The 13,659-nt window shown below is 49.2% G+C and carries 10 protein-coding genes and 1 tRNA gene; all 11 read left to right on the plus strand.

Annotated elements, in window-relative coordinates:
- Positions 1–294: 294 nt before the first annotated feature.
- The 11 genes from FTO70_RS04975 (at position 295) to FTO70_RS05025 (ending at position 13,647) form a co-directional block, all read left to right on the plus strand.
- The gene (locus tag FTO70_RS04975; protein ID WP_255334607.1) at positions 295–3,084 is read left to right on the plus strand and encodes a PocR ligand-binding domain-containing protein; all 2,790 of its coding nucleotides are present in this window, start codon (positions 295–297) and stop codon (positions 3,082–3,084) included.
- 527 nt (positions 3,085–3,611) lie between these two features.
- Positions 3,612–3,685: transfer RNA gene (locus FTO70_RS04980), tRNA-Lys, on the plus strand.
- A 90-nt stretch (positions 3,686–3,775) separates the two neighbouring features.
- The gene (locus tag FTO70_RS04985; protein WP_255334608.1) at positions 3,776–4,012 is read left to right on the plus strand and encodes a DNA-directed RNA polymerase subunit H; all 237 of its coding nucleotides are present in this window, start codon (positions 3,776–3,778) and stop codon (positions 4,010–4,012) included.
- 179 nt (positions 4,013–4,191) lie between these two features.
- Positions 4,192–5,844 (plus strand): DNA-directed RNA polymerase subunit B'', encoded by a 1,653-nt coding sequence (locus tag FTO70_RS04990; protein WP_255334755.1) that lies wholly within the window; start codon positions 4,192–4,194, stop codon positions 5,842–5,844.
- A 14-nt stretch (positions 5,845–5,858) separates the two neighbouring features.
- Positions 5,859–7,673: a DNA-directed RNA polymerase subunit B gene (rpoB, locus tag FTO70_RS04995; RefSeq protein ID WP_255334609.1), complete on the plus strand. Its 1,815-nt coding sequence runs from the start codon at positions 5,859–5,861 to the stop codon at positions 7,671–7,673.
- Positions 7,674–7,687: 14 nt separating this feature from the next.
- The gene (locus FTO70_RS05000) at positions 7,688–10,330 is read left to right on the plus strand and encodes a DNA-directed RNA polymerase subunit A' (protein WP_255334610.1); all 2,643 of its coding nucleotides are present in this window, start codon (positions 7,688–7,690) and stop codon (positions 10,328–10,330) included.
- The gene (gene rpoA2, locus FTO70_RS05005) at positions 10,327–11,523 is read left to right on the plus strand and encodes a DNA-directed RNA polymerase subunit A'' (RefSeq protein ID WP_255334611.1); all 1,197 of its coding nucleotides are present in this window, start codon (positions 10,327–10,329) and stop codon (positions 11,521–11,523) included. Before FTO70_RS05000 ends, rpoA2 begins: the two co-directional genes overlap by 4 nt.
- Positions 11,524–11,789: 266 nt before the next feature.
- Entirely contained in the window at positions 11,790–12,080 is a 291-nt protein-coding gene (locus tag FTO70_RS05010) for a 50S ribosomal protein L30e (RefSeq protein WP_255334612.1), read from the plus strand.
- A gap of 21 nt (positions 12,081–12,101) precedes the next feature.
- On the plus strand, positions 12,102–12,527 hold the full coding sequence (locus FTO70_RS05015; protein ID WP_255334613.1) for a NusA-like transcription termination signal-binding factor: 426 nt from the start codon (positions 12,102–12,104) through the stop codon (positions 12,525–12,527).
- Between the two features lie 124 nt (positions 12,528–12,651).
- A complete protein-coding gene (locus tag FTO70_RS05020; RefSeq protein ID WP_255334614.1) occupies positions 12,652–13,080 on the plus strand; it encodes a 30S ribosomal protein S12 in 429 nt (142 codons plus the stop codon).
- Positions 13,081–13,086: 6 nt separating this feature from the next.
- Positions 13,087–13,647: a 30S ribosomal protein S7 gene (locus FTO70_RS05025; RefSeq protein ID WP_255334757.1), complete on the plus strand. Its 561-nt coding sequence runs from the start codon at positions 13,087–13,089 to the stop codon at positions 13,645–13,647.
- The last annotated feature ends 12 nt before the right edge of the window (positions 13,648–13,659 follow it).

Here is a 13,659-nt window from a genome sequence, read left to right on the forward strand (position 1 = left end):
AGGAAATATATTTAGAGATCCTTCCAACTGTGATATAAATATGGTATGTTTTGTAAATATTCCAAAAAACACACATGAAATAAACTCAGTTTTTTTCAAGAGATATTTAAGTTTATTTTTTGTATGAAATTTACTTTTCCCCGTACAATTTGAGGAGGATACTAAAGTATCCCTGCTTGATGTGACAGGGATTTTCAGAAAAGTTTGCCTTTCCCCTGAAATGGAAATGGATTCGCGGGGAGAAAAAATAAATTTTCAGGAAAAAAAATTCTTGATGGTCGGAGAGGGTGTGGGATGAGAGAAAACTTTAGAAAGTCTGGTATTGACATTATTGGGGATGTACCCTGGGGAACTCACTTCTGCCAGTTCTACCAGACAAAAGAAGATTTGATGGACATACTTATCCCGTACTTTAAAGCAGGGCTGGAGAATAACGAATTCTGCATGTGGGTCACATCACAACCCCTGGAAGTTGAAGCCGCAAAAGAAGCCCTTAGAAAAGTTGCACCTGGAATTGATTTTTATCTGGATAGAGGGCAATTCGAAATTATTCCCTATACTCACTGGTACGTAAAAGATGGTATTTTCGATTCGGAGGGGGTATTGAACGGATGGGTCGAAAAACTTAATCAAGCCCTATGCAACGGCTATGACGGTTTGAGATTGGCAGGGAATACTTTCTGGCTGGAAGAAAAGAATTGGAATAATTTTGTTCAATATGAGGAAGAAGTGGATGGAGTCATTGGTAACTATCGTATGCTGGCTCTATGTACATATTCTCTTGACAGGTGCAACGTAAGCGAGATTATCGACGTGGTCAACAACCATCAATTCGCTTTGATCAAAAAGGAAGGAGAATGGGAGCAGATAGAAAGTCCCAGGCAAAAGCGAGCAGAAGAGGCGCTGCGCCTGAGTGAACAGCGCGTCAGGCTGAAGCTGGAGAGTATTATCTCGCCTGCTGGAGGGATGGCACACATGGAGCTTGCTGATATCATTGATGCCCGGGCAATCCAGTCCCTAATGGATGATTTCTATGAGTTTGCTCACATTACCATCGCTCTAGTTGATCTCAAAGGCAATATTCTGGTAAGCATTGGATGGCAGGATATTTGCACCAGATTCCACAGGGTTCACCCCGAAACCTGCAAGCACTGTGTAGAAAGCGACACAAAGCTATCCGCTGGCGTTGCTCCTGGAGAATTTAAGCTGTACAAATGCAAAAACAACATGTGGGACCTGGCGACCCCCATCATAGTGGACGGACAGCACGTCGGTAATCTCTTCTCAGGGCAGTTCTTTTTTGAGGGCGAGACTCCAGACTATGGGTTTTTTCGAGCCCAGGCCAGAAAACACGGCTTCAATGAGGAGAAATATATAGCAGCGCTTGGAAAAGTTCCGCGCCTGAGCAGGGAGGTTGTGGACACAGGCATGGCCTTCTTAACGAAGCTTGCTCACATGATCTCACAGCTAAGCTACAGCAATATCAGGCTGACCCAATCGCTGGCAGAACGCGATATCCTGGTGGACGCGCTTAAGGAGGAAGAGGAAAAGTACCGCAATCTCATGGAGACAGCCAACGAAGGTATATGGATACTTGAATGGACAATTGATGCTGAAGCCAGGACCACTTATGTTAATGAGAAAATGGCAGAGATGTTAGGATGCAGTCGGGAAGCAATGATTGGCAAATCTGTAAAGGATTTTACCGATGAAGAGGGTAGAGCTATTCTCGAGATTAATATGAAAAAGAGGCAGCAGGGTATCAATGAGAGCCATGAATTCAAACTACTACGTAAAGATGGTTTACCTTTATGGGCTCTTGTAAATTCCAAAGCCCTTTTTGATAAGGATGGCAAGTTTATTGGTTCTATAAGCATGCATACTGATATCACCGAGCGAAAAGAAGCAGAAGCTAAGTTGAAAGAGGCATACGAAAATTTAGAAAAATTAGTTGAAGAACGAACAATCCAGCTTGGGAAGGCTTATCACTCCTTAAAAGAAAGCGAAAAAGGCCTTGCTGAAGCTCAAAAAATGGCTCATATCGGAAACTGGGAATGGGATATTGCAGCCGATAAAGCATACTGGTCCGAGGAAATGTATCGTATTTTCGGGCGTGATCCCAACAAATTAGCACCGGCTTACAATGAATATTTATGTTACATACATCCCGATGATCGAGATTACTATTGTAATGCCATTAAAAAAGCTGTAACTGGAAGTTCCTTTGGTATTGATTACAGAATTGTCCTGGCTAATGGGGAAGAACGCACAGTCCACCTGAAATCGGAATTTATTTGTAATGAAGAAAATGCCCCTGTTCGAATAAAGGGAATAGTTCAGGACATTACTGAACGGAAAAAAGCTGAAAATGCTCTGGTAAATCTTGAGACTACCCGTAAAAAGGAAATTCATCACAGGATCAAGAATAACCTGCAGGTAATCTCCTCCCTTCTTGACCTTCAGGCTGAAAAGTTCAGAGGTAGAGAATGTGTTGAGGATTCGGAAGTTCTGAAAGCTTTCAGGGAAAGCCAGGACAGAGTAATGTCCATTGCCCTGATCCATGAAGAACTGCACGAAGGCAAAGGAAACGGCACACTGAATTTTTCCCCATACCTCAAGAGGCTTGCTGATAACCTTTTCCAGACTTATAAGCTTGGAAATGCTGATACAAGCTTGAATCTCTACCTGGATGAAAACATTTTCTTTGACATGGATACCGCAGTTCCACTGGGCATAATCATCAACGAACTTGTTTCAAACTCCTTCAAGCACGCATTTCAAGGTAGGGATAAAGGGGTAATCCGGATCAAGCTCTGCAGGGAAGAAAACACAGAATGTACTGATATACAGGGTACAAACAATATACTGGGAAGCAAAAAAGAGGGCTGTATCTATACTAATTTTATTCTAACAGTTTCGGATAATGGGATAGGCATGCCTGAAAACTTTAATTCGGAAAATTCAGATACTCTTGGCATACAGCTGGTGTCCATCCTGGTAGACCAGTTAGATGGCGAACTTGAATTAAAAATGGGTTGCGGGACTGAGTTTCTGATAAGGTTCACAGTAACAGAAAAACAGTAAGGAAAGGATTTTCTTTCGGGACGTTTATTCATCTGCCATATTATCAGATGAACGATTTGAGTGTAAATACTTACATGCATGAATCCTATCTAACTTCTGTCTAACTTTACTTAGTGATTTATCTAACTTAGTGATTCTTAGTGATTCATTTTTGGAGGGAGAACTTGCCGGAAATCGGGACGCTATCAGAAGAATGTGGGGCAAAGACGCCCTTTCTCCGGACATATAAAAAAATTATTTTAAATTTTAGCCTTACTTTTTAAAAAGTGAAAATTATCGTACTTATACCTTACCTATAAAGCCGAAAAAAATCCTGCAGAGACTGAAAACATTGGGAATTAATTTAGAGATATTTAAGAGGGGACGGAAGAGAAAAACCTGGACAACCACCAACTATAAATAGTATAGCTATAATTAGAGGGTTGCACCCTTGTAAGAGGCGCACCCTGATGCAGCGGGGCAGCAGGAACGAGTGGCTTCAAAAAATATAAAGGTGCAAATCATAGAGGTGAAGAAAAAGACAAGCTGGGCCCGTAGCTCAGTCAGGCAGAGCGACTGGCTTTTAACCAGTCGGCCTAGGGTTCAAATCCCTACGGGCCCGCTATGATTCCTATTTACACCCGCTGGAGAGGCCATCCGCGGGGCATGCTTGGCCAATATTTTTTGAGATTTTATTTTTGGAGGAAAGGATTTGACAAAATTTAGCCTGCTTGACCATGAGTCGGTCCCTAAACATGAAATTATGCCCGAGGGCGAGTTGAAGTCTGTTTTAAGCAAATATTCCATTGAAAAAGAGCAACTTCCGAAAATCAAAGTACAGGATCCTGTTATAAAAGAAATAGGAGCTGTAATTGGAGATGTTGTAAAAATCACAAGGAAAAGTCAGACTGCAGGGGAGGCAGATTATTTCAGACTTGTGATCGAGTAAGCGCGTGGGGGAGTTTATACAGCTTGCATGATCAGAATTACAATTTGTATGATCAGAGTTTTTCGTAGAACATTTTTTGAATCTCCATGCACCGTCGTACGGATAAAATTCAACGACTGTACATAAATTTTAACACCATAGTTTATCGATTTTCACTTTAATAAAGCAAAGAGGGTGCTATCATCGCGTTAGAGAGCAACGTACTGTCGCGGGCATATTTTACACGGGAAAAGATAGTGCAGCACCATATTGATTCATTTAACAAGTTTATCGATAGTGGGCTGCAGAAAATCATTGATGAACAGAGAATAATAGAGACTGACATAGAGGATACCTACCTCAAAATGGGCAAGATCCGAGTGGAGCATCCGGTGGTCAAGGAGGCGGACGGGGCAATCGAAAAGCTTTACCCCAACGAAGCCCGGCTTCGGAACCTCTCTTATTCGGGTCCCCTTTACCTGGAAATGAGCGTCGTCAAGGATGGGGTAGAATCCGAGGTCATGGAAGCAAAGATTGGTCAGCTTCCGATCATGGTCAAGTCCAAGATCTGCAACCTCCTGGGCTTGAGTGACCCTGAAAAGGTCCGCTATGGTGAAGACCCCCTTGACCCGGGGGGATATTTCCTCATCGGCGGCACGGAAAGGGTAGTAATGACCCTTGAGGACCTTGCCCCGAACAAGATCCTTGTGGAATACGGGGAGCGCTACGGAGATTCCATTGAGGTTGCAAAAGTCTTCTCCCAGAAGCGGGGATACCGGGCTCTCGTAATCGTGGAAAGGGGACGAAAGTCTCTCCTTGAAGTCTCTTTCCCCTCTATCTCCGGAAGAGTTTACTTCATCACCCTGATGAGGGCTCTTGGGATCGTAACTGACGAGGATATCGTAAACGCAGTTTCAAGCGACCCGGAAATTATCAAGTTCATGCTGGAAAACCTGGAAGAAGCTGAGGTCGAAACCCAGGCAGAGGCAATCGAGAAGATCGGGGCAAGGGTCGCAGCAGGGCAGGCCAAGGAGTACCAGATAAAGAGAGCAAATTACGTTATCGACAGGTACCTCTTCCCCCACCTCGGGAATGATATTAAAGATAGGGTCCCAAAAGCCCACTTCCTGGCAAGGATGGCAGAATCCTGCTTCGAACTGGCCCTGGCCAAGCGTGCTGAAGACGATAAAGACCACTACGCAAACAAGAGGCTGAAACTTGCAGGTGACCTCATGGAAGACCTCTTCAGAGTCTCGTTCAACAGGCTGGCAAGGGACATAAAGTACCAGCTCGAACGCGCAAACATGAGGAACAGGGAACTTAACGTCGCCACCATCGTCAGGGCAGACGTTCTTACGGACCGCCTGCAGCACCCCCTTGCAACCGGAAACTGGGTAGGAGGAAGGACGGGTGTCTCTCAGCTCCTGGACAGGAACGACTACATATCCACCCTTTCCCACCTGCGCCGCGTTATCTCTCCGCTTTCCCGTGCCCAGCCACACTTCGAGGCCAGGGACCTGCACCCCACCCAGTGGGGATGGCTCTGCCCCTCCGAAACTCCAGAAGGTCCTAACTGTGGCCTTGTGAAGAACTTTGCCCAGATGGTAGAGCTTTCTACGGGAGCGGAAGAAACCGATAGCATAAAGAAGATACTCTATGACCTGAGCGTCGAAAGGGTAGTAATAAAGGCACCGGAGATTCCGGCCAAACTTAGGGAAACCCTGCTTGACGAGTTCGGGGAAGAGATAATAGAAGAGTTCGAAGAAGTCCACGAAATAGAAAAGTACAAGGACGAAGACTTATTCGATTATTCCGACAGCCTGGACGATGTCGGGTCGATGTTAGGTGATTAAGGGGTCGAGGCCAAATGACAAAAGCAAAAGTATTCATAAACGGGGAGCTTGTCGGGACCCACGACAATCCTGAGGAACTGGCAGAAGAACTCCGAAAAATGAGACGGCAGGGGTTCATCTCCAAGCAGGTCAACATAGCCCTGAACGACAACACCAGGGAAGTGATCATCAACTCCGACATGGGCAGGGCAAGAAGGCCCCTCGTTGTTGTGGAAAATGGGGTTGCAAAAGTCACTGAAGAGCACATGGAGAAACTGAGGACTAAAGAAATCAGTTTCGAGGACCTTGTGAAAGAAGGCTGTGTGGAGTACCTGGATGCAGAAGAAGAGGAAAATGCATTCATTGCCCTCTACGAGTCCCACATCACCTCAAAACACACCCACATGGAAATCGATCCCGAACTCATGCTCGGGATATGCACGGGAATGGTTCCCTATCCGGAACATAACGCATCCCCGCGTAACACCATGGGAGCAGCCATGATCAAACAGTGTATCGGGGTATCCACCGCAAACCAGAAACTGCGGCCCGACACCCGTGCACACGTCCTGCACTATCCCCAGAGAGCCCTTACCAGGACAAGGACCTGTGAATCCATAGGGTTTGACGATAGGCCGGCAGGCCAGAATTTCGTGGTTGCAATCCTGTCCTATGAAGGGTATAATATTGAAGACGCCCTGATTTTCAACAAGGGTTCGATTGAGAGAGGCCTGGGAAGAAGCCATTTCCTCAGGACCTTTGAAGGCGAAGAGCGCAGGTATCCCGGTGGTCAGGAAGACAAGTTCGAAATCCCGGACTCCGAATACCGCGGAGCCCGCAGTGCCGAAGCCTATGCAAACCTGGACATCGACGGGCTTGTGAACCCAGAGACCCAGGTAGGCCCAAACGACGTGCTGATCGGAAAGACCAGCCCTCCGAGATTCCTGGAAGAACCTACCGAATTCGGGATTGCCGTGGAGCAGAGAAGAGAAAGCTCAATTACCATGCGGTCTAATGAAAGGGGTATCGTCGACACTGTCATTCTTACAGAATCCATTAACGGGACCAGGCTTGCCAAGGTAAAGGTAAGGGACGAAAGGATCCCGGATATCGGGGACAAGTTCGCATCAAGGCACGGGCAAAAAGGCGTTATCGGCTTGAAAGTCCCGATTGCCGACATGCCGTTTACGGAATCAGGTCTGACCCCCGACCTCATGATCAACCCGCACGCAATTCCTTCCCGTATGACCGTCGGGCACGTGCTGGAAATGATCGGAGGGAAAGTTGGCTCAATGGAAGGCAGGAGAATAAACGCAACCGCCTTCTCAGGGGAAAATGAAGAAGACTTAAGGGATGCCCTTAAGAGGCACGGTTTTGCTCACACAGGAAAGGAAGTCTTCTACGACGGGGCAACAGGCAGGATGATCCCGGCCGATGTCTTCGTAGGCGTAATCCTCTACCAGAAACTGCACCACATGGTCACCTCCAAGATGCACGCCAGGTCCCGCGGGCCTGTGCAGGTACTCACCCGCCAGCCTACGGAAGGTAGGGCCAGGGAAGGAGGTCTGAGGTTCGGAGAAATGGAGCGTGACGTGCTGGTCGGGCACGGGGCTGCCATGTCCTTGAAGGAAAGGCTGCTGGACGAGTCCGACAAGGTTGTGGAACTGGTCTGTTCCCACTGCGGAATGATTGCAACGTACGACAAGCAGCGGAACATCTCTATCTGCCCCGCCTGCGGAGCGGACACGGATATCTACCCCGTGGAGATGAGCTACGCTTTCAAGCTGCTGCTGGACGAAATCAAGTCCCTGGGAGTTGCGCCCAGGCTCAAGCTGGAAGATGCGGTATGAGGTGAGGTGGACAGATGGCAAACGTACCTCCTATTCCGAAAAGAATTTCTTCGATCAAATTCGGCTTAATGTCTCCAAAAGAGATCCGTAAGATGAGCGCAACGCCCATCATTACAGCCGACACTTACGATGACGACGGATTCCCCATTGATATGGGACTGATGGACACAAAACTCGGGGTAATCGACCCCGGGCTTCGCTGCAAGACCTGCTCCGGCAGGGCAGGGGAATGCCCCGGGCACTTCGGGCACATCGAACTTGTTGCTCCTGTTGTCCACGTAGGCTTTAACAAGATAATCAGGAAGCTTCTCCGGGCAAGTTGCAGGAAATGCAGCAGGATCCTGCTGGACCCTACTCAGAAACAGCACTCCCTGGAGCAGCTAACAGCCCTTCAGGAAATCGGGCACATGCCTGATGACCTTATCAATGATATTTACAAGGAAGCCAGCAAGGTGAAGACCTGCCCCTACTGTAACGAGGAGCAGCTGGAAATCAAATTCGAAAAGCCCAGTGAGTATCTGGAAGACGGGGAAAAGCTTACTCCTACGGAGATAAGGGACCGCTTCGAAAACATCCCCGACGAAGACATAAAGGTCATCGGGATGGACCCGAAGAACGCAAGGCCAGAATGGATGATCCTGACGGTCCTGCCCGTGCCCCCGGTCACCGTGCGTCCCTCCATTACTCTGGAGTCCGGGCAGCGCAGTGAAGACGACCTGACACACAAGCTTGTCGACATCATAAGGATCAACCAGCGCTTCCAGGAAAACAGGGAGGCAGGAGCCCCCCAGCTTATCATCGAGGACCTCTGGGAACTCCTTCAGTATCACGTTACTACATTTTTTGACAACTCCGTATCCGGCATACCCCCTGCCCGGCACAGGTCAGGCAGGCCCTTAAAGACCCTTTCCCAGCGTCTGAAAGGTAAGGAAGGGCGTTTCAGGGGAAGTCTCTCTGGTAAGCGTGTGAACTTCTCGGCCCGTACCGTGATTTCCCCGGACCCGAACCTGAGCATCAACGAAGTCGGGGTCCCCATGCCCATTGCAAGGATCCTTACTATCCCTGCGGTGGTAACTCCCAGGAACATCGAACAGCTCAAGGTCTATGTGAGGAACGGCGAAGACATCCACCCCGGGGCAAACTATGTATTCCGGCCTGACGGCAGGCGTATAAAGGTTACCCAGGTCAACAAGGACGACCTTGCCGAAAAACTCGAATTCGGATGGGTAGTGGAGCGCCAGTTGAAGGACGGAGATACCGTGCTCTTCAACAGGCAGCCTTCCCTGCACAAGATGAGTATCATGGCCCATTCCGTAAAGGTCCTCCCCAATAAGACCTTCAGGCTGAACCCTGCGGTGTGTCCCCCGTACAACGCCGACTTTGACGGGGACGAAATGAACATGCACGCCCTCCAGACTGAGGAGTCCAGGGCCGAAGCAAAGATCCTGATGCAGGTCCAGGAAAACATCCTCTCTCCGCGTTTCGGCGGTCCCATTATCGGAGGAATCCACGACCACATTTCAGGGCTTTTCCTGCTGACCCGCTTTGAAAACCGCATCTCTGCACATGATGCGTTTGACATCCTCCGGAAAAGCAAAGCCCGTGTCCTGCCCGAACCTGCAGGGTACGAAGCCGGAAAGCCTTACTGGACAGGGAAACAGATCTTCAGCCAGATCCTTCCCAAAGGTCTGGACATTGAATTCCCGGCCCAGGTCTGCTCCCACTGCGACGTCTGCAAGAAAGAGGAGTGTCCGAACGACGCCTACGTGGTAATTCGGAAAGGGGAACTCCTTATGGGCACCATCGACGAAGCGGCCATAGGGGCATTCAAGGGCAAGATCCAGGACAGGATCATCAAGCAGATCAGCTCCGAGGCAGGGTCCCTCTTCATTGATGACATGACAAAGCTTGCAATCAGGGCAATCATGCGTACCGGCCTGAGTTTCGGGATTGCCGATGAAGATATCCCGAAAGAAGCAAGGATCCAGATCGACGATGAGCTCCGGAAGGCTGAAGAAGAAGTGCAAAAGCTCATCCAGTCCTACCAGAACAAGGAGCTTGAACCTCTCCCGGGCAGGACGCTTGATGAAACCATTGAAATGAGCATCATGCAGAAGCTCGGAAAAGCCAGAGACAGGACCGGTAACATTGCAGACAGCCACATGGGGCTTGAAAACTCTGCAGTTATCATGGCCCGTTCGGGTGCCAGAGGGTCCATCCTGAACCTTACCCAGATGGCGGCCTGTGTCGGGCAGCAGGCAGTGCGTGGTGAACGTATCCGCAGAGGTTACGCAGGCAGGACCCTGCCCCACTTCGAAGCAGGGGACCTTGGTTCGGATGCCCACGGGTTCGTCAAGGCAAGTTACAAGAGCGGCTTAAACCCTACCGAGTATTTCTTCCACGCCATCGGTGGACGTGAAGGGCTTGTGGACACTGCAGTCAGGACTTCTCAGTCAGGGTATCTCCAGAGGAGGCTCGTAAACGCCCTTCAGGACCTGGAAGTCCAGTACGACCTCACGGTAAGGGATACAAGAGGCGTGCTTGTGCAGTTCAAGTACGGGGAAGACGGGATCAATCCCACCAAGAACGACTTCAGCAAGCCTGAGACGATCCATCGGATTGTACGTACCGTGGTAAACAGGGAGGTGGCCTTATGAGCATCAGTGAAGCTACAATTGACAGTATGATAAAAGACCTGCCTCTTCCTGCAAACACCCTGAGGACCCTCCGGGAAGATGTGATCAAAGCCGGAGTAAGTAAGAAGGAAATGGAAGAGATCGTAGAGCATGTGATGGAAGAGTATGATCTGGCGTGTATCGAGCCCTGCGATGCTGCAGGGGTCATTGCCGCCCAATCCATCGGGGAACCGGGTACCCAGATGACCATGCGTACCTTCCACTACGCTGGTGTCGCTGAAATCAACGTTACCCTGGGTCTGCCCCGCCTTATCGAAATCGTGGATGCCCGGAAGATTCCGAGCACCCCGATGATGACCATTGCCCTGTCCAAGGAAAACCCGGAAGACTACGCCTATGACAGGGAAAAGACCAGGGCTCTTGCATGGGAGATTGAAGCGACCAAAATCGACCACATCGCAGACGTGACCACTGACCTCTCCCAGATGAAGCTTATCATCGACCTGCACGAAAAAGCCATGGACGCCAGGAACATCACTATTGAACAGGTCAAGGAAAAGTTCAATGAAGAACTGAACGTTATGGCTTCAATCTCCCCGGACATAGACAACCAGATAGTTATCGCTCCGGGAGAACCCTCCTACAGGGAACTGCTCCAGCTCGCAAAAAACATCCACAACGTCACCATGAAAGGGATCGAAGGGATCAAAAGGGTAGTGGTCCGGAAAGAAGGGGAAGAATACACCCTCTACACCGAAGGTTCGGCCCTGCGCGAGGTGCTCCAGTTCGAAGGAGTGGACAAGACGCGGACCAGCACCAATAACATCAATGAGATCTATGAGGTGCTGGGAGTCGAGGCAGCCAGGAATGCCATCATTAAGGAGGCCACAGACACCCTGAGAGAACAGGGTCTTACCGTGGATATCCGGCACATTATGCTTGTAGCTGACCTCATGACCTGCGACGGGGAAGTTAAACAGATCGGACGTCACGGTATTTCCGGGGAAAAGGCCAGTGTCTTTGCCCGTGCAGCCTTCGAAGTTACTGTCAACCACCTCCTGGACGCAGGAATGCGTGGGGACGTGGACGAGCTGCAGGGTGTTACGGAAAACATCATTGTCGGGCAGCCCATTCGTATGGGTACCGGAGATGTGCACCTGATTACCAGGAAGAGAGAAAAAGAAATCGAAGTACAGGACGAATGTGGGATTTGAAGGCCTCAGGGCCCGATCTTCCACCCTACCATTATTTAAATGTATAAGCTGAATAGAGGGACCTGTGCTCATAACGTGCATACAAACTAAATTCTCAACATAACACTCATCAAATCCTGCTGCAGGAACTTGGACCGCATAGGTTCATAACCAGAAAATTGATATAAGGCATCAGGTATTTAGAGTACCATATATTCACCGAGCGTTGAAATCTTATTGGAAATGAGATAGAGTAGACGAGCTAATTTGAGACAGAGTTGATGAAAATGAAGATCAATGTTGATAAATCTCTTATCAAGGCGATGAGAACTGGAAAAGTAATCGTTGGAGCCAACCGGACCATTGATGCAGCTGCAACAGGCACTGCAAAACTGGTGGTTCTGGCATCAAACTGCCCGGAAGACATTAAAAAGAAGATCCAGGCAACAAGCGTCCCGGTCCTGGAATACACAGGCACAAGTGTAGAGCTGGGCCCTGTCTGCGGAAAGCCCTTTACGATTGCAGCAATGGCAATCCTCGATGCGGGAGAATCCGATATCCTGGCAGCTACAGCCTGATCGAAAGGAGTTGGCAGCGTCTTGGGTGGAATAAGACTTACGGCAGAAAGCATCCAGTACATTGCATTATTTGAAAATATGACCCGGGCCAAGATCCTTGACTGCGTTCCGGAAGAGGACAGGCTCGTATACGTCGTAAAGCAGGGAGACATGGGACTTGCCATAGGCAAGAACGGGGAAAACATAAACCGCGTTAAAAAAACCCTGGACAAGCCCATCGAACTTGTAGAGTATTCTGAGGACCCTGTCACTTTCATAAAGAACTCCTTCGGGCCCGTGTCCGTGAGTTCCGTGAACATTATAACTAAAAATGGCAAGCGTTTAGCTTATGTAGACGTACCCAATAAAGAGAAGGGGCTTGCCATCGGCCGCAGCGGCAAGAATATAGAGAAAGTAAAGATGCTTGCTCGCCGTCACCACAACATAGACGATGTGGTCCTGCAGTAATACCTGCAGAACAACTCACAGAACAAGTTTACTTTGATCATTTATCAATCCGGCGTTGAAGGAAATATGGCATTGAATGCCAGAATATATTAATTGCTAAAATTGCTAAATTCGGAGAATTAACATGGCAAAAGGAAAGAATGCAGCTCATATCCTTAAACAAAACAGGAAGGATGCCCGCTGGAAGGACACTAACTACAGCAGGCGTGTCCTCGGGCTGAACGTGAAAGCCGACCCCCTTGGTGGCGCACCGCAGGGCCGGGGTATTGTACTGGAAAAAGTAGGAGTTGAAGCAAAACAGCCTAACTCTGCAATCCGCAAATGCGTAAGGATCCAGCTCATAAAGAACGGGCGTCAGGTAACTGCTTTCTGTCCGGGTGACGGGGCAGTGAACTTCATCGACGAACACGACGAAGTTACCGTGGAAAGGATCGGAGGCCGCATGGGCGGTGCTATGGGTGACATCCCCGGGGTACGTTTCAAGGTAATTGCCGTAAACAACGTATCCTTACACGAAATGGTTATCGCCAGAATGGAAAAACCGAGGAGATGATTGGCTTTGTATAAGATTTTCGGGAAGTGGGACCCCTCTGAAGTGGAGGTCAAGGATCTCGGGATGAAGCGCTACGTCAGCCTCACTCCGGTCATCATCCCCCACAGCAGCGGGAAGCATGCCAGGCAGCAGTTTAACAAATCCGAGATTTCCATTGTGGAACGTCTGGTAAACAACCTCATGAGGACGGAATACAACACCGGCAAGAAGCAGCTGACCCTCCGGATCGTGGAAGAGGCCTTCGACATCGTTAACAAGAAGACCCAGCAGAACCCGATCCAGATCCTGGTAGATGCCCTCTCTAACGCTGGCCCCAGGGAAGAAGTTGTCAGGCTCAAGTACGGTGGAATCTCCGTGCCAAAGGCAGTGGACACAGCACCCCAGAGGCGCGTGGACACAGCTCTTCGCTACATCTGCATGGGAACAAACAACGCAGCCTTCAAATCCAAGCGCTCAGCCGCAGAATGCCTGGCTTCCGAACTCATCGGCGCCGCAAACCGCGATTCCAAGTGCTTCTCCATCAACAGGAAGGATGCAAAGGAAAGAGTAGCAAAGGCAGCCCGCTAAGCATTTTTTCGG

This window comes from Methanosarcina sp. KYL-1 (assembly GCF_024372725.1).
Classification (GTDB): domain Archaea; phylum Halobacteriota; class Methanosarcinia; order Methanosarcinales; family Methanosarcinaceae; genus Methanosarcina.